The organism is Hyphomonas sp. L-53-1-40 (genome assembly GCF_000682775.1).
Classification (GTDB): Bacteria; Pseudomonadota; Alphaproteobacteria; order Caulobacterales; family Hyphomonadaceae; genus Hyphomonas.
On the sequence record NZ_AWFI01000001.1, the window covers coordinates 670,169 to 685,800 of the forward strand.

Below are 15,632 nucleotides of genomic sequence, written 5' to 3' on the forward strand. Positions count from 1 at the left end.
GGTGACAGCTAAGGCCCCCAAACAGAAGGGGAGCCTGAGGCGCCTGTTTGCAGCCTATTTCCGCCAGCATATCGGCTGGTTCGCCGCCGGCACGCTCATGGCCCTGCTGACCTCGCTCAGCGCCATGGGCTATTCGCTGGTGCTGAAGATGCTGGGCGACCGGCTGCAGGCGAGTTTTGGAGATGAGGCGCAGGTGCCCGTGTCCGGTCCTGACTGGATCTGGTGGATCGGTGGCGCGATTGTGGCCCTGTCCTGCGCGCGGGCGCTCTCGCTCTACCTGATGACCCTGTTCAACAATACGGGTGTGCAGCGCGGGCTGGTGTCGGTGCAATCGAGCCAGTTCGATTCCCTGACCGATGGTGATTATGCGCGTGTGGCGGCGGATGCGTCCGGTGACTTCGTTTCGCGCTTCATCAATGATGTGAACGCGATCCGCGATGCGGCGCTGCGCTTTGCCAATAATTTCACCAAGAGCACGATCACCGTGATCGGCATGTTCGGTGTGATGCTGGTCATCGACTGGCAGCTGACCCTGCTGTTGCTGGTCGCGTATCCGATTGCGTTCGGACCGGTCATTGGCCTCGGCAACCGCATCCGCAGACGCTCCAAACAGGCCCAGAAGCAGGTCGGGCAGGTGACGTCGCTCCTGTCAGAAGGCTTTCAGTCGGCGCGGGTGGTGAAGGCTTACGGGCTTGAGCCGTACCAGAAGTCCCGCGCGCGGCAGGGTTTTGTCGAGCGTTCCAAACTGTTCCTGAAAGTCCTGACGGACCGGGCGGCAGTTGACCCGATCCTTGAAGTGGCGGGCGGCGCGGCGCTGGCCGGGATTCTCGGCTTTGCGGCCTGGCGCATGTCGCAGGGGGCGATGACCCTTGGCGATCTGCTCGGCTTCATCGCCGCGCTGGGCATCGTGTCGCCGGAACTGCGCGCGCTCGGCACACTGAATGCTGTGGCACAGGAAGGCGGCGCAGCAGCCGACCGCGTATTTGAGATTGTCGATGCGACGACTCATATTGCGGACGCGCCAGATGCCGAGCGCCTGAACCGGGTCAATGGACATGTGGTGTTTGATGGGGTCAGCTTTGCCTATCCGGATGGCACGCGGGCATTGAACGGATTGTCCTTTGTCGCAGCGCCGGGCGAGACGGTGGCGATTGTCGGACCGTCGGGCGCGGGCAAGTCGACCGTCTTCAACCTGCTGATGCGCCTCTATGATGCTGAGTCCGGCGCGGTAAGCGTGGATGGCAAGAATGTCCGCCGCGTTGTGGGCGATACATTGCGGGCCAATATCGGGCTGGTGGCGCAGGATTCGGCGCTGTTCGACGATACGATCCAGAACAATATTGCGCTCGGGCGTCTTGGCGCGACCAATGCAGAGATCGAGGCGGCGGCCAAGGCGGCCAATGCGCATGAATTCATCATGTCGATGCCGGACGGCTACCAGTCGCCGGCGGGTGAGATGGGCCGCAACCTTTCCGGTGGCCAACGCCAACGCGTAGCCCTGGCCCGGGCGATCCTGCGCGGTGCGCCGATCCTGTTGCTGGACGAGGCGACATCGGCCCTCGACGCCGAGAGTGAAGCCAAAGTGCAGGCGGCCCTCGCGGAGTTCTCCAAAGGCCGCACCACGCTGATCATTGCGCATCGCCTTTCTACAGTTCGCGCGGCCGACCGCATCATTGTGATGGAAGACGGCCGCGCAGTGGAGGAAGGCACGCACGAGGCCCTGATGGCGTCCAGTGGTGCCTATAAGCGCCTGGTCGAGCTGCAGCTGAGCTAGGCGGTCTACCTGCGCCTGCGACGCCTGTGAGGGCGCTGGAATAGATCAATATGTTTTCAGGCAGAGGCGGGCAGTCAGGTGTCCGGTGCGGGCAGGGTGGCCATGTGCGCGCTCGGCGCGATGTGTGATGAGCAGTCCGAGGCACGCGGTATCAAAGGCCGTCTCTCACCCGGATGGGCCGACGGCAGATCGCCAAGCGCGATGCGGAAGGCTTTTGACGGTGTGAAGGCCAGCGGGTCTTCGGGAGCTTGCGGGAATTCGTGCGGAGGATGTCCGATCCATTTCAGGTATACGGTTCCCTGCGGATCGATGACCGTCATGAACGGGATGCCCTTGCCTTTCACGGCGCGCACATAGAGACGCCAAGCGACCATCTGCAACCAGATCCAGAACCGGTGGGGTTCCAGACAGGAAGGCAGCGGCGAAGCCAGTGGAGCGAGCAGGGTGTCCATGCCCCAGAGTGTGCCGTCGAGCAGAGGGCGGTGGGATAGAAGACACAAAAAACCCCTGAACTGCACAGCAGGTCAGGGGTCTTGAAAGATATGGGCCGGGGAGAGGCCGGAAGGTTTCCCCGTCTAGCCGAGGGCTTTTTCGATTTCGCGGGCAGCGGATTCGAACTGGTCCACGGCAGTGTCTTCGGCCAGAAGGCGTTTCGCAGCGACCGTGGCAGCGTCTGCAGCGGCGCGGCGGACTTCCTCGGTCGCTTCGGCTTCGGCGCGGGTGATGCGAGCTTCGGCCAGCGCTTCGCGGCGGGCGAGGCGGTCTGCAATATCCTTGCGAGCCTCTTTCATGATCCGCTTGGCGTCGTCCTTGGCCTGGGCGATCATCGCTTCGGCTTCCTTGTCTGCATCCTGCTGGCGACGCTCAGCGAGGGCGAGGGCTTCAGCTGCCTGCTCGCGCAGGCTCTGGGCTTCTTCCAACTCGTTGCGGATGTCGTCTGCGCGCTTGTCGAGGCCGCCGAGGATCGTCTTCAGGGCGCCCATGCGCCATGCGATCAACAGAAAGGCCGCGAAAGCCAGGAATGCGGTGTGCGTAACCGGATCGGTCAGCGAATACATGAAGCCGCCGATGAAGCCGCCACCGCCATGCGCATCAGATGCGGCAAAGGCGGGCGATGCGACCAGCGCAGAGAAGGTGAGGGCAGGGGCAAGACGAAGGGTCATCTGCATGTCTCTCTTAATTCAGAGCCGTCGAAACGGCTTTCTTGAGGTCAGCCGCGGAGGCCTTGAGGCCGAAACGAGCCGTCATGGCGTCAGCTGCGTCTACAGCGATCTGTTCGACATTCTGCATGGCCGTTGCGCGCAGGGCGGAGATCCGCTCTTCGGCAGCGTCCAGCTTCTTTTCGATCTCGGCGTCGACGCGAGCCGTTTCAGCCGTCATTTCGGCATCAATCTTGGCCGCTGCCTTGTTCGCTGTTTCGCGGGCTTTCGCCTTGGCCTGGGCAATGCGCAGTTCGAGCGCCTGCTGGGCTTCGGTGGCCTGCTCGTTCAGCTTGGCTGCCTGATCAAGATCAGAGGCGATGCGGTCAGACCGTTTTTCGATCGTGTCCGACATCTTTGGCAGGATGAAGCGCGAGAGGGAGAAGTAGAGGGTCGCGAAAAGGATCGCGAGCCAGAACAACTGGCCCGGCATGTGCCACGCCTCAAAAGGCGGGAACGGAGGCGGCGCGTCATCCGGTAGGTGATGGGCAGTTTCCGCAAGCAGGGCGAGCAGCATTTCAGTACCTCAAGTGCAGCATCAGGCTGGATCGGGCCGGTGGTCTATCAAGTCCGCCGGCCCGTTCTTGGCGTGTAAGTGGCTTAGACCACGAACAGGATCAGGACGGCCACGAGGAACGACAGGATGCCGAGTGCCTCTGCGAGGGCCATACCGATGAAGAGGTTACCGGTCTGCTGCGGAGCAGCGGACGGGTTGCGCATGGCAGCGTCGAGGAACGAGCTGAAGATGTTGCCCACACCGATCGCGGCACCGATCATGCCGAGAGTTGCGAGGCCAGCGCCTACATATTTGAGGCCGAGTGCGATATCGCCTTCCATGGTCGTCTCCTGTTTGGAATGCAAGGGTTTCAATAATTTGCGGCCCGTGAAGCGTGTTCGCTAGGCTGCGTCAAGTTTTTTAGTGCGTGCCCAGGGGCCGCACTGGCGAAGAGTCCTTAGTGTGACGGGTGCAGTGCGTCGTTCAGGTAAACGCAGGTCAGGATTGCGAAAACATAGGCCTGAAGACCTGCCACAAGAAGTTCGAGTGCGTTGAGCGCGATACCCATACCGAAGGCCAGTATGCCAACCACACCCATGAACACCGCGCCGGACAGGGCCGCGCCGATGAGCTGGGCTGCAAAGGTTGCAAACAGTTTCAGCATGATGTGACCGGCCAGCATGTTGGCGAACAGACGCAGCGCCAGTGTGACCGGACGGGCCAGGAAGGAAATGACCTCGATTGGCACGAGGATGAAATAGATCGGCCAAGGGGCGCCCGATGGGGCGAACAGCTTGAAGAAGCTGAGGCCGTTTTTCCAGATGCCGAAGCCGATAACGATGGAAATGACGAGCATGGCCAGTGCGCCGGTGACAACCAGATGGCTGGTTGTGGTGAAGGCGTAAGGCACCATGCCGATCATGTTGGCAAAGAATACGAAGAAGAAGAGCGTGAAGACGAACGGGAAGAAGCGCAGGCCTTCTTCACCAGCGGTCGAGCGGACCATGTCGGCGACGAAGCCATAGCCGATCTCGGCCATGGATTGCGTACGGCCCGGTACCAAAGCTTTCTTGGAGGCGGCATAGCCGAAGAAAGCGATGCAGAGCACCACGCCCAGCAGCATGAAGCCCGAAGCATTGGTGAAGGAAATGTCGACACCAAAAATGCTCAGGTCGAGCCATTTGCTGACCTGAAACTGGTGGATCGGATCAATCGCGGTGTTTTGCAGAGCGAAATTCATTCGTTCCCGGTCCCGTCTGTTGGAGCCTCAGGCTCCGATAAATTTCCTAGCGCCCGGGCATTCAGCTCCCGATAGGCGCGCATCATCGCTCGTATACCTGCTGCGAAGCCGAGTGTCCCGACAATCAGCAGGCCCCAGGGTTTTGTTCCTGCGAACGCGTCAATCCAGAAACCAATCAGGCCTCCGACAAAGATGCAGGCGACAAACTCCGCGCCGTATCGCAGGGCGTAGGCCCCGGCCGAAAGACTTCCATCATCTGCATCCAACTTGCGTTTTGCCGCATCCTTTGCTGCTCTGGCCGCCTGGGCCTGGGCGATACGTTCACCGAGGTCGTTCGGGCCTTCACTGGACATGGTTTGCTAAGCTTCGCGCAAGCGAATCCCTTCTGATGGGGTGCCCCCCGGATTTCGGCGCAAACTATGTATTGGGGGCAGGCAAGTCAACCGCGATTGCAGAAAGCTAGAGGTCTGATTCTATTGGATTTCTATAGTGTGGGTGTGCGCTACTCCGCCGCAACGAGCTCTTCGGCTGCCTGCAGGTCCACAGAAACCAGCTTGGAAACGCCTTTTTCCCGCATCGTGACGCCGAAAAGACGGTCCATCCGGCTCATCGTGACCGGATTGTGGGTAATCACCACGAAGCGCGTATCGGTGCGCTGGCGCATTTCGTTCAGCATGTTGCAGAAACGGTCGACATTGGCGTCATCGAGCGGCGCGTCCACCTCGTCCAGCACACAGATCGGCGCGGGGCGGGACAGAAAGACCGCAAAGATCAGCGCGGCGGCCGTCAAGGCCTGTTCGCCGCCGGACATCAGGTTCAGCGTGCCGAGCTTCTTGCCGGGTGGCTGGGCCATGATTTCGAGCCCGGCTTGCAGCGGGTCATCGGCATCGACGAGGCGCAGTTCAGCCTGGCCGCCGCGGAACAGGGCCGTGAACAGCGCCTTGAAGTGTTCATTGACCTGCTCGAATGCCTTCAGCAGGCGCTCGCGGCCTTCGGCGTTCAGGGCATCGACGCCTTGGCGCAGCTTGGCGATCGCAGCGACGAGGTCTTCCTTCTCGGTGACCTGCGAACCGAGCCGTTCTTCGAGTTCTTCGGCTTCTTCCTCGGCGTTCATGTTCACGCCGCCCAGCTGGTCGCGCGTGCGGCGGAGTTCATCGGCGCGGCGCTCGGCATCGCGGGGCGTGAACTCGCCCATCGTCTCTTCTTCGAGGCCCGCTTCGGCGATGGCCAGCAGGCCTTCCGGCGTACGCTGGAAATTATTGCGGGCGATCTCTACCGATTCTTCGAGGCGGCCTTCGGCGTTTTCGAGCTTCACCTTCCAACCGGCGAGGTTCTCGCGGGCTTCCGAGGCGGCATTGGCGGCCGCGCGGGCGGCCTGTTCGGCTTCGCGGATAGCGGCTTCTTTCTCGGCCAGTTGGTCTGCGACGCGCTTGCGTTCGGCTTCCAGCGCTTCGACTTCATTGCTCCGGTTCTCGATCTCACCGGCCAGCTGTTCGGGGCGTGCCTTGGCGGCCAGGGCATCGGAAGCGGCAGACTGGCGGCGCTCGATCAGGCGCGCGACGCGCTCCTCGGTCGCGGTAATGCGGCCGGACCATGTCTTGATGTCGCGTTCAAGGCCATCGCGACGCGCAGCAGCTTGTTCGCGGCCGCGTGTAATGTCTGTCAGGCGGCCGCGCGCTTCGATCTCAGCGGTGCGGGCTTCGGCCACCATCGTGCGCGCTTCGGCGAGCCGGGTTTCGAGCGCAGCTTCATCTTCCGCCGGGCCTTCCGGTGCAATCATGGCCAGCGTTTCGTTGACGATGGCGAGGTCGGCCTCGGCGCGGGTGAGGGCTTCTCCGCTTGTGTCACGCTTCATGGCTGCGCGTTCGGAGGCTTGTGCTTCCTGTGAGACGCGATTGCGTGCCTCGCTGAGCGCGCGCTGGGCCGGGGCAATGGCCTGGCGCAGGTCGCGGAGTTTCACCTCAGCCGTCCGACGGGCGTCACGGGCAGCTACAAGGTCTGCTTCACGCGCCTCATAGGTGGCGGTCAGAGCGGGCAGTTCAGCTTCGGCAGCTTCAAGCCGGGCCTGTTGTTCAAGACGTGCAGCTGCGCTGACCGGTGCATCTGGTGTGCGGATGTAACCATCCCAGCGCCAGAGATGCCCATCGACGGAAACCAGGCGTTGGCCGGGCTGGAGCTGGGCCATCAGGCGCTCGCCATCGGCCACGTCTACAACGCCGCATTGGGCGAGCCGCGCCGCGAGTTCGCCGGGAGCCTCGGTCACATCTGTCAGCGGGCGGGCACCCTGCGGCAGGGATTGCGAAGCCAGCGACGCGCCGCCCCAATACATTGCGGCAGAGCGATCAGTTGGCGCTTCGATATCGTCGCCCAGAGCGGCTGCAATGGCTTTCTCGTAGCCATCCTGCGTGCGAATGCGCTCGACAACTGGGGGAGCTTTCGGGCCTTCGGCCTTGCGAAGCAGCTTGTGCAGACCAGAAATTTCGGCCTCGAGCGCGCGCACGTCTTGCTGGGCCGCATCCCGGGGTGCCTGTGCGGACGTTTCCGCCTCACGGGTCGAATTGAGCGTAGCCTCGGCGGTTTCGACGGCGCGTTCGGCGTTTTGCAGGGCGGCTTCAGCGTCCTGTTCGGCAGCCTTGGCATCGCGCAGGCGGCCGACCAGTGACACGGCATCTTCGATCCGGGCCATTTCGCCTTTCAGGCGGTCGATTTCAGAGCTGAGCTGAGACTGGCGACGCCGCTGAGCGGAGGCGTTTTCCTCCGAAGCGCGGCGCTGGGCACGCACTTCCGACAGGCGTTCCTGCGCTTCGTCGGCTGCTTTCTCGGCGCCCGCGAGACGTGTGCGGGCGTCTTCAAGCGCCTTCCGGGTCTCGGCCTCGATTTCCTCGTTTTGGGCCTCGTTCAGGACCGGCAGCGAAGACAGCTCAAACTTTGCGTGGGCGAGGGCGTCTTCGGCTTCGAGTTTCTGATCCTGCTCGCGCTCGATGTCTTCCATCAGGCGGGTCGCTTCGGCATCGAGGCGTTCATGGGTCTCGGCGGCGACCTTGCGCTCGGTTTCCAGCCTTGCCAGCGTGATGCGGGCCTGTCCGAGCTTGGCGGCGGCAACGCTTTCAGCTTCGCGCAGAGGATTGAGTCCTTCACCGGCCTCAATGCGCTCGCGTTCACGCATCGCATCTTCGCGTGTCTTTTCCTCAACCGCGTGGCGGGCCTCGTCCAATCGCGTGCGGGCAGTGTCGCAGGCGAGCTTGGCCTCATGCCAGCGCAGATGCGCGATCAGGGCGTCGAGGGCGTGGATCTCCTCAGACAGGCGCTTGTACTTGCGGGCCTTGGCGGCCTGACGTTTGAGGCTGGCCAGTTGACGCTCGACCTCAGCGGAGACTTCGGACAGGCGCTCCAGATTGGTCTCGGCGCCGTTCAGTTTCAGCTCGGCTTCGTGACGACGAGAATTGAGGCCTGCAATGCCGGCGGCTTCCTCAAGGATGCGGCGGCGGTTCTGCGGCTTGGAGCCGATCAGTTCCGAAATCTGACCCTGGCGCACGAGAGCCGGGGAGTTCGCGCCGGTCGAAGCATCCGCGAACAGAAGCTGGATGTCCTTGCCGCGTACGGTGCGTCCGTTCAGTTTGTAAGTGGAGCCTGCGCCGCGCTTCAGGCGGCGAATGACTTCCAGTGTGTCGGAGGCGTTGAATTCCGGTGGCGCGGTGCGCTTGGAATTGTCCAGCACGAGCGTGACTTCAGCGGTCTCGCGGGCGGGACGGCCATCTGCGCCGGAGAAGATGAGGTCATCCATCTCCCCGCCGCGCATGGCACGTGCAGAGCTTGCGCCCATGGCCCAGCGAAGGGCTTCCAGCAGGTTGGACTTGCCACAGCCATTTGGCCCGACGATCCCGGTCAGGCCGGGTTCGATTGGCACGTCCTGAGGGTCCACAAAGGATTTGAAGCCAGCAATACGGAGTTCGGTTATCTTCATACTGGCTGCCCCATATGCCTACTCGTCTGTGGAGACGCCTGCAGCTTCAAGCGCGGCGTCCAGCGCGGCTGTGACTTTCTCAGCGGAGTTCATGTTGGCGAACTGATGCACTTCACCATTGATGATGAAGGTCGGTGTGCCGGTGACGCCGAACTTTTCGGACGTCTGGTAGATGTCCGCCATCTGCTGGCGCAGGTCGCGATTGTTCATGCAGGCATCGAAGTCGGCTTCGGTTTCAATGCCGTGCCGCTGGCCGATAGTCTGGAGCATGGCCTTCAGGACGCCGTTTTGCGCGGATTCGATGATGCCGGACTGGTATTCGAACAGCTCGTCCAGCACGTCGAAATACTTGTCTTCGCCCGCGCACATGGCGACGAGGTAAGCAGGAACATCCGGCGCGTGGAGTGGGTATTCGCGGAAGACGAGTTTCACCTTGCCGGAGTCGATATAGTCCGATTGGACAACTGGCTGGATGTCATCATGCCAGTATTTGCATGCTGGGCAGGTGGGCGAGGCATATTCGATCAGGGTGACAGGTGCGTCTGCCGCCCCTTTGACGTGGCCAAGCTCGCTGCCAGCTGTCACGGCGTTGCCACCTGCAGGCGATGTGTCGGCACCGGTGTCGCCACAGGCGACCAGGGCCAGCGCTGAAATCGCTGCAAGCGCAGTGCGTCGTGAGAAGAAATTCATGATCATAACCTTCGCGTTAAGGATTGAGTCGGTTTGGTTGCCAATTGATTAACTGCAACCACCTGTTCTGTTAACTAATTTGCCTCTGAACCGGTCGAATCGGAGAGTGCGGCAAGCTGTGTGTCGAGATAAGCGGCGAACGCATCGGCCGACTTGAAGTCGTCATCGACGTATTTTTCCTCGCCATTGATAACCAGCGTTGGCGTGCCGCGCAGCTCATATGCCTCGGCGCTTTCCTGCACTTCGGCCATGTCGAGCCGGACATTCATGTCGGTGTAGCAGGCATTGAACGTGTCGACGTCCCGAATGCCGTAGGGCGTGCCGATCTCGATGAAAGTGTCGAGCACTGTACCAGCTTGCGCCGACTTGATGACATCAGGCTGACGCGCAAACATTGTGCCGGTTGCCTCGAAGAATTTGTCCCGGCCAGCGCAGCGCGCCATGGTCACGAGAGCCGTATCGACATCGTTGCGCAGGACTTCACGGAAGATGAAACGGACCTTGCCGGTCTCGATATAGTCAGCCTCGATGCGCGGCAGGATCTTGTCGTGGAAGTATTTGCACCCACCGCATGTGAGAGACCCGTATTCGATGATCGTTAGCGGTGCATCTTTTGAGCCCTTGGAGTGGCCAACAGACAGGTCTTCGGCAAGGGCAGGCATGGCCAGGAAGGCGGCAGCCGTGACGGCAGTCATAATGGATTTCAGCATGTCGGGGCTCCTTGCGGGCAGGGCGGGATCAGAATGGCAGGCCGCCATCCTTGCCAGGCTTGGCAGGGGGCGGCGTATCTTCTGCGGTTAACATGGCCTCGCCGAGTGCAACAATTGCGGCGCGCAGCTTGTCGTTCTGGATTCCGGAGGTCGATTCCTCAAGTTCCTTGCGCTCTTTCAGTGAGAGCGGACGCGTTTTGCGACGCAGCGTCTTGGGCGGTTCTGTGCCGAGCGATCCCTGCTTGATCTTGATGGCGGTAATGTCGCCGCCAGCGGACACTGACACGCGCTGTCGCAGCGTTTCGGACTGGTGCTGCACCATCGGGGCGGCTTGCGGCACGACGAGCAGGGTCAGCACGCGACCATCCTTGCCACCGCTGAGCCGCTCCGGGCGGCAGTATTTATAGAGTTGTTCGCCTGCGATCTCGCGCCAGCGCTGGCGGAGTACCTGAATGGGGGGCAGTTTCTTGGCGCCGGATTTACGCCCGACCCGTTCCGCGGCAAGCCCGACCTGGCGCATGTTGGAATAAGTGCGTGTCGCGCGCTGGTAGCGCAGGCGGACGCGCGCGCGTGCTTCCTCTATGGGATCAAGGGTTGATCTCGTGACCATTCGTACGAGATTGCACGGCTTTCGGGCGAGGAAAAGGCATGGCACCGGCAAAGCACAGAAATTTGAACAGCCTGCCGGGCAAATTGCTGCCGTGGTTCGAACGCCATGCACGCGACTTGCCCTGGCGCACGCTGCCGGCAGACCGGGCTGTGGGCGAGCGGCCTGACCCGTACCGTGTCTGGCTCTGCGAGATCATGATGCAGCAGACGACCATCCCGCATGGCACCCCATACTTTCATACCTTCCTTACGCGCTGGCCAACCATTGAGGCGCTGGCGGCGGCAAAGGATGAAGAGGTGATGAGTGCGTGGGCGGGCCTCGGCTATTATGCGCGAGCGCGGAATTTGCTGAAATGTGCGCGTGAAGTCGCCGCACGCGGAGGCTTTCCGGAAACAGAGGCCGAGCTGCGCAAACTGCCCGGTATCGGGCCATATACGGCTGGCGCGATCGCGGCGATTGCCTTTGACCAGAAAGCGGCGGCGGTGGATGGTAATGTCGACCGCGTGTTCGCGCGCCTGCTGGCATTGAAAGGCGAATGGGCCGCTGAGAAGAAGGTGATTGCCGAAACAGTGCGGGCGCTGGTGCCGGAGGACCGGCCGGGAGAATTTGCTGAAGCGCTGATGGATCTGGGCGCAACCGTGTGCACGCCGACCAAGCCGAACTGCCTGATCTGTCCACTGTCGTCCCTGTGCGCAGCGCGGGCCGAAGGGGCGCCTGAACGCTATCCGATCAAGCCCGCAAAAGTGCCAAAGCCCGTACGGTTTGGAATTGCCTATGTGTTGGTCGTGAAGGGGGAAGCGCTGCTGGTGCGCCGCCCGGACAAGGGCCTGCTCGGCGGGATGCTGGCGCTGCCGACGGGCGATTGGGTGGAGGGCGATTTTCCGCCAACGCCTTCGCCTGCCGAAGCGGCCTGGGAGGAGGTCGGCGAGGTACGCCATGTTTTCACGCATTTCGCGTTTCGCTTTCGGGTGATGCGCGCCGAGGCATCGCGCAAGCCGAAGGTTGCCAATGGACAGTGGGTCAAAGTTGATGAGGTCGAAGGCCTGCCGAGCGTGTTTGCCAAGGCGTTCCGGCTGGCAGTTGCATAAATTTAGTTACCGCTAACACTGGACAATATCATCGCCTTCGGGAAAGTTCCTGCCAAAATACAAGAGGGCGGAACAGGACATGTTTACCAGCAAGACGATGATGGCATGCGGGGCATTGGCCCTGATTGGACTGGGCGCACATGCAGAGGCGCCGAAGCTCGCCAGCGTATTCGGTGACCATATGGTGATCCAGCGCGATGCACCGGTGCGCCTGTTCGGCACGGCGGATCCCGGCGCGGAATTCATCGTTTCGCTGGACGCGGCGTCCACGCCTGTTCGTGCCGGCCGGGACGGCCGATGGTGGGTCGAGTTTCCCGAGCTTTCAGCAGGCGGATCACATGAAATTTCCGTCACCGTCGAAGGTGATACAGTGCAGGCGTTAGAGGATGTGCTGGCGGGCGATGTGTTCTTGTGTTCCGGCCAGTCGAACATGGAATATCCACTGTCACGTGTGACCTATGCTGAACGGGAAGTCGCCGCTGCGAACCACTCCAATATTCGCCTGCTGCAAGTCGAAAAGGATCTCTCGCTTGCTCCGAATGCGGACTTGCCGGGCGACAGCGCTTGGGCCGTCACGACGCCGGAGACCGCAGCGGGATTCTCGGCAGTCTGTTACTATGCCGGGCGGGCATTGTCAGAAGCCTATGATGTTCCTGTTGGTCTGATCAATTCGAGCTGGGGCGGCTCACGCATCGAGCCCTGGATTGATGGCAAGATCATCGGCGCAATGCCGGAACATGCCGAACAAGTGGCCTTGCTGGAAACCTACAAGGCCGACCGCGGTGCGGCGGCGAAGATCTATTCAGAACGCTGGCAGCAGAGCTGGCGGGACGACCCCGCGACGGAAGGAACTGCGCCGTGGGAGGATACAGACGCAGGCGAGTGGAAGCCCGTGCCCGGCACGCTGCGCGACTGGCGGAAATGGGGAGACCCGGAACTCACCGATCATCTCGGTATGGTCTGGCACAAGGTAAGTTTTGATCTGACTCCTCAGCAGGCAGAGCAGGCTGCGACGATCCATATTGGCGCGGTCGATGATACCGACATGACCTGGCTGAACGGCACGGCAATTGGCACGACATTCCATTGGGGAGGATTGCGCGCGTACGAGGTTTCAGCCGATCTCCTCAAGCCAGGCAAGAACACTATTCTGGTCAACGTCCACAATGACTACGGCGATGGCGGCATGAACGGACCGGACTCTGAATTGCACGTGGAATTGAAGGACGGCTCCAGCCTATCGCTGGCCGAAGGATGGGCCTATCGCAAAGTGAATTCAGCCGTTAGCGCTCCAAAGCCTGCGCCCTGGTTCACGATCAAGGGTTACACGATGTTGCACAATGCGATGATTGCGCCGCTGGCAGGCATCCGTCTGAAAGGGGCAATCTGGTATCAGGGCGAATCCAATGCGGGGGATGGCGTCGCCTATGAAAGTCTGCTCGACCTGCTGGTGCAGGATTGGCGCGAAAAGTTTGAAGCTGACTTGCCGGTAACTGTCGTGCAACTGCCGCGATATGGCGCGTTTCCCACAGAGGCAGGCAAGCCGGGCTGGGGCGTGATCCGTGAATCCATGCGCCGCGTCGCCGCCAGGGATGATCGTGTGGGGCTCGCCGTGACGATTGATATGGGCGATCCGGTGGACATTCATCCGCCGAACAAGCTCGCGGTGGCTGAACGGGTCGTGCGGGTGATGAAGTCTCTCGTTTATGATGAGGTGGATGCAGGCGCGTCTGGCGCCGTAGCGAGTCGGGCCGTGCGAGACGGCAGCACAATTCGCATTACGTTTGAGGGTGCGGAAGACGGCTTGGTGACGGTCAGTGCAGGGAGTGTTGTTGGCATGGAGCTGTGCGATGCGTATGCGTGCAGCTATGCTTCAGCCGAACTCGATGGCGAAACTGTGGTCGTGCAGGCAGAAGATGAGGCGGTGTCCGAGGTCCGCTATTGTCAGGGCAATTCCCCCCTATGCAATCTCTTCGACGGGGCGGGGATGCCGGCCGGTCCTTTCTGGATCGCGGTTGAATAGTGCCAGCCTATTCGGCAGGCACCATCTCTGGGGCATCATTGCGGACAGCGCGGCGGATGACATCGTCATAGCCATGCGAGATGCAATCAAATGTCTCGTAATAGCCGCGCGATGACAGCAGCTTGTGGAGCCGTTTCAGCCTGTAAGGCGGAATTGATGCAAACATGTGATGCTCGAGATGATAGTTCACATCATTCGGGGCGATCAGCACGCGCTGCCAGAAGGGGGCGACCGTGGTGCCGGTGTTCAGGCGCGGGTCGAGGCTGGTCCGGTCTTTTGCGGTGCCATGCTCGCCGATCTGGCGTAGGCGCACGATGGCTGGATAGATGAAGAGTTCTGCCGCCCACCACATGAGATAGGCCCAAGGTGCGCCAACAGCGGTCAGTGTGCCGGCCAATGCGATATGGAAGGTAAGCCACGGCCAGTTGCGCGATAGTTTGAAGCTGCGGATTTTGCGCAGCGTGTCGCGCAGGCCGGTCTGGCCGGTCAGGTCGCGCACGAATTTTCGACGCAGGCTGTCCTTCGGGACAGGGTAGTTCTTCACAAAGATGATGTCCGGATCGTCTGGCGTGCCCGCATATTTGTGGTGCTTCAAATGGTAGGCGCGATAGGCGGGCAGAGAGATATTCATCGGCGCGCCCGCGATCCAGTGGCCCACGAAATCATCGACCCTCTGACTCTTGAAAAAGGCGTGGTGGGCGCAGTCATGATTAATGATTCCCAAGCCGAGCTGGCGACCGCCCAGAATGAGGATGCCTGCAAGGATCGTCAGCGGATTTGGCCAGATGATGGCGACCGCAAAAGCCGCAAAGATCAGCCCCCAATTCCAGACCAGCGTCGCCAGCGCGCGAAGGTCAGACTTCTTGCGCAACTCGCGAAGCTCATCCTTTGTCAGCGCTTCGGATAGCTTCATCGTGTTCGACATGGCAGGTCTCCATCCAGTGCTTTAAGGTTTGTTACATAAAATTTCATTATGAGTCAATTCGTGTATTATTTTGAGCCTCTCAAGTCTGAAGACGTGTCAGCGCGCGCGCTTATCCTGTCCTTGATGAGCAGTACGACGGATGCGCCCCAGCCGATTGGCCGGCTTATCAATGCGGCGGCATTGTTCGGGATCGAAGCGGCAACCCTGCGTGTGGCTGTGACGCGCCTGATGAAGGATGATCTGCTGGAGAGCTCGGAACGTGGTGTCTATGTTCCCGGCCCCAGAGCGCAGGCACTCAAGCGACGTGTGCAGCAATGGCAGAACGTGGCTGACCGGGTGGTCGACTGGAATGGCGACTGGCTGGTCGCGCTGACCAAGCATCTTGGCCGGAGTGACCGCAAACAGCTTCGGGCACGTGAGAGGGCGTTGGCCCTGTTCGGATACCAGCAGACGGAGGAAGGTTTCTGGGTTCGTCCTGCCAACCTGGCGAGTGAACTGGACATGCATCGGACCAGTCTGATCGATATCGGCGCGGATGACGGTATCATTCTGACCCGCGCCTCTCAGGTCGCGATGGCGGGGGCGTTTGACTGGACGCGCCTGTGGTCACCGGAAGAGTTGTCGCAATCCTATGCGCGCGCGATCCAGGCCATGGAGACCAGTCTGGCTGGCTTGACGGCGCGCAGCGTGGATGAGGCAGCGCGCGAGACCCTCCTGATCGGGCAGCCGGTGATCCGGGCGATCAATTTCGACCCTTTGCTGCCACCGGCGCTCGGAGATCAGGAAGGGTTCCTGCGGATGGCGGACAAGATGTTGGAATACAACCAGATCGGGCAAGCGTGCTGGCAACGCTATTATGATGCCATAGAAAAAGCGTCGCGGGGCTGATGTCTGCGCCGCTTTGGTTCGGGCG

15 protein-coding genes are annotated in these 15,632 nt (G+C 61.4%); 4 read left to right on the top strand and 11 right to left on the bottom strand.

Features of this window, described 5'->3' with window-relative positions; genetic code table 11:
• Position 1: 1 nt before the first annotated feature.
• Positions 2-1,774 (top strand): ABC transporter ATP-binding protein, encoded by a 1,773-nt coding sequence (locus L53_RS03150; RefSeq protein ID WP_034812073.1) that lies wholly within the window; start codon positions 2-4, stop codon positions 1,772-1,774.
• A gap of 74 nt (positions 1,775-1,848) precedes the next feature.
• On the opposite strand, the gene L53_RS03155 is transcribed toward L53_RS03150, so the two are convergent.
• The 10 genes from L53_RS03155 to L53_RS16170 all read right to left on the bottom strand — a co-directional run bounded on the left by L53_RS03155 (position 1,849) and on the right by L53_RS16170 (position 10,683).
• Complete coding sequence (locus tag L53_RS03155) at positions 1,849-2,226, bottom strand: hypothetical protein (protein WP_034811439.1); 378 nt, start codon at positions 2,224-2,226, stop codon at positions 1,849-1,851.
• A 123-nt stretch (positions 2,227-2,349) separates the two neighbouring features.
• Positions 2,350-2,937 (bottom strand): hypothetical protein, encoded by a 588-nt coding sequence (locus L53_RS03160; RefSeq protein WP_198019721.1) that lies wholly within the window; start codon positions 2,935-2,937, stop codon positions 2,350-2,352.
• A gap of 13 nt (positions 2,938-2,950) precedes the next feature.
• The gene (locus tag L53_RS03165) at positions 2,951-3,490 is read right to left on the bottom strand and encodes an ATP synthase F0 subunit B (RefSeq protein ID WP_034811441.1); all 540 of its coding nucleotides are present in this window, start codon (positions 3,488-3,490) and stop codon (positions 2,951-2,953) included.
• Between the two features lie 83 nt (positions 3,491-3,573).
• On the bottom strand, positions 3,574-3,810 hold the full coding sequence (locus tag L53_RS03170; protein WP_027838455.1) for a F0F1 ATP synthase subunit C: 237 nt from the start codon (positions 3,808-3,810) through the stop codon (positions 3,574-3,576).
• 116 nt (positions 3,811-3,926) lie between these two features.
• Complete coding sequence (locus L53_RS03175) at positions 3,927-4,709, bottom strand: F0F1 ATP synthase subunit A (RefSeq protein WP_034811443.1); 783 nt, start codon at positions 4,707-4,709, stop codon at positions 3,927-3,929.
• A complete protein-coding gene (locus L53_RS03180; RefSeq protein ID WP_051607505.1) occupies positions 4,706-5,062 on the bottom strand; it encodes an AtpZ/AtpI family protein in 357 nt (118 codons plus the stop codon). The genes L53_RS03175 and L53_RS03180 overlap by 4 nt, the downstream gene beginning before the upstream one ends.
• A gap of 149 nt (positions 5,063-5,211) precedes the next feature.
• A complete protein-coding gene (gene smc / locus L53_RS03185) occupies positions 5,212-8,673 on the bottom strand; it encodes a chromosome segregation protein SMC (protein WP_034811445.1) in 3,462 nt (1,153 codons plus the stop codon).
• Positions 8,674-8,691: 18 nt separating this feature from the next.
• The gene (locus tag L53_RS03190; protein WP_198019722.1) at positions 8,692-9,363 is read right to left on the bottom strand and encodes a thioredoxin domain-containing protein; all 672 of its coding nucleotides are present in this window, start codon (positions 9,361-9,363) and stop codon (positions 8,692-8,694) included.
• A gap of 74 nt (positions 9,364-9,437) precedes the next feature.
• Positions 9,438-10,073: a thioredoxin domain-containing protein gene (locus L53_RS03195; RefSeq protein WP_034811447.1), complete on the bottom strand. Its 636-nt coding sequence runs from the start codon at positions 10,071-10,073 to the stop codon at positions 9,438-9,440.
• Between the two features lie 28 nt (positions 10,074-10,101).
• The gene (locus tag L53_RS16170; RefSeq protein ID WP_051607507.1) at positions 10,102-10,683 is read right to left on the bottom strand and encodes a DUF721 domain-containing protein; all 582 of its coding nucleotides are present in this window, start codon (positions 10,681-10,683) and stop codon (positions 10,102-10,104) included.
• A 38-nt stretch (positions 10,684-10,721) separates the two neighbouring features.
• Here L53_RS16170 and mutY point away from each other — a divergent pair, with 38 nt between their 5' ends.
• Both mutY and L53_RS03210 read left to right on the top strand, forming a co-directional pair.
• On the top strand, positions 10,722-11,771 hold the full coding sequence (gene mutY, locus L53_RS03205) for an A/G-specific adenine glycosylase (protein ID WP_034811449.1): 1,050 nt from the start codon (positions 10,722-10,724) through the stop codon (positions 11,769-11,771).
• A gap of 79 nt (positions 11,772-11,850) precedes the next feature.
• Positions 11,851-13,794: a sialate O-acetylesterase gene (locus L53_RS03210; RefSeq protein ID WP_051607508.1), complete on the top strand. Its 1,944-nt coding sequence runs from the start codon at positions 11,851-11,853 to the stop codon at positions 13,792-13,794.
• Positions 13,795-13,801: 7 nt separating this feature from the next.
• On the opposite strand, the gene L53_RS03215 is transcribed toward L53_RS03210, so the two are convergent.
• Positions 13,802-14,719 carry a fatty acid desaturase family protein gene (locus tag L53_RS03215; RefSeq protein WP_034811451.1) on the bottom strand — a complete coding sequence of 306 codons (918 nt, stop codon included), beginning with the start codon at positions 14,717-14,719 and terminating at the stop codon, positions 13,802-13,804.
• A gap of 48 nt (positions 14,720-14,767) precedes the next feature.
• Between L53_RS03215 and L53_RS03220 the strand changes: the two genes are divergently transcribed.
• Positions 14,768-15,607, top strand: coding sequence for a hypothetical protein (locus tag L53_RS03220; RefSeq protein WP_051607509.1), 840 nt, complete (start codon positions 14,768-14,770; stop codon positions 15,605-15,607).
• Positions 15,608-15,632 lie beyond the last annotated feature (25 nt).

Excerpts from the sequence above, each read along its gene's own strand:
- L53_RS03160 (WP_198019721.1), bottom strand. The coding sequence starts at position 2,937 with ATGACCCTTCGTCTTGCCCCTGCCCTCACCTTCTCTGCGCTGGTCGCA.
- L53_RS03215 (WP_034811451.1), bottom strand. The coding sequence starts at position 14,719 with ATGTCGAACACGATGAAGCTATCCGAAGCGCTGACAAAGGATGAGCTT.
- smc (WP_034811445.1), bottom strand. The coding sequence starts at position 8,673 with ATGAAGATAACCGAACTCCGTATTGCTGGCTTCAAATCCTTTGTGGAC.
- L53_RS03210 (WP_051607508.1), top strand. The coding sequence starts at position 11,851 with ATGTTTACCAGCAAGACGATGATGGCATGCGGGGCATTGGCCCTGATT.
- L53_RS16170 (WP_051607507.1), bottom strand. The coding sequence starts at position 10,683 with ATGGTCACGAGATCAACCCTTGATCCCATAGAGGAAGCACGCGCGCGC.
- L53_RS03195 (WP_034811447.1), bottom strand. The coding sequence starts at position 10,073 with ATGCTGAAATCCATTATGACTGCCGTCACGGCTGCCGCCTTCCTGGCC.
- L53_RS03165 (WP_034811441.1), bottom strand. The coding sequence starts at position 3,490 with ATGCTGCTCGCCCTGCTTGCGGAAACTGCCCATCACCTACCGGATGAC.
- L53_RS03180 (WP_051607505.1), bottom strand. The coding sequence starts at position 5,062 with ATGTCCAGTGAAGGCCCGAACGACCTCGGTGAACGTATCGCCCAGGCC.
- L53_RS03190 (WP_198019722.1), bottom strand. The coding sequence starts at position 9,363 with ATGAATTTCTTCTCACGACGCACTGCGCTTGCAGCGATTTCAGCGCTG.
- L53_RS03175 (WP_034811443.1), bottom strand. The coding sequence starts at position 4,709 with ATGAATTTCGCTCTGCAAAACACCGCGATTGATCCGATCCACCAGTTT.
- mutY (WP_034811449.1), top strand. The coding sequence starts at position 10,722 with ATGGCACCGGCAAAGCACAGAAATTTGAACAGCCTGCCGGGCAAATTG.
- L53_RS03155 (WP_034811439.1), bottom strand. The coding sequence starts at position 2,226 with ATGGACACCCTGCTCGCTCCACTGGCTTCGCCGCTGCCTTCCTGTCTG.
- L53_RS03170 (WP_027838455.1), bottom strand. The coding sequence starts at position 3,810 with ATGGAAGGCGATATCGCACTCGGCCTCAAATATGTAGGCGCTGGCCTC.
- L53_RS03220 (WP_051607509.1), top strand. The coding sequence starts at position 14,768 with ATGAGTCAATTCGTGTATTATTTTGAGCCTCTCAAGTCTGAAGACGTG.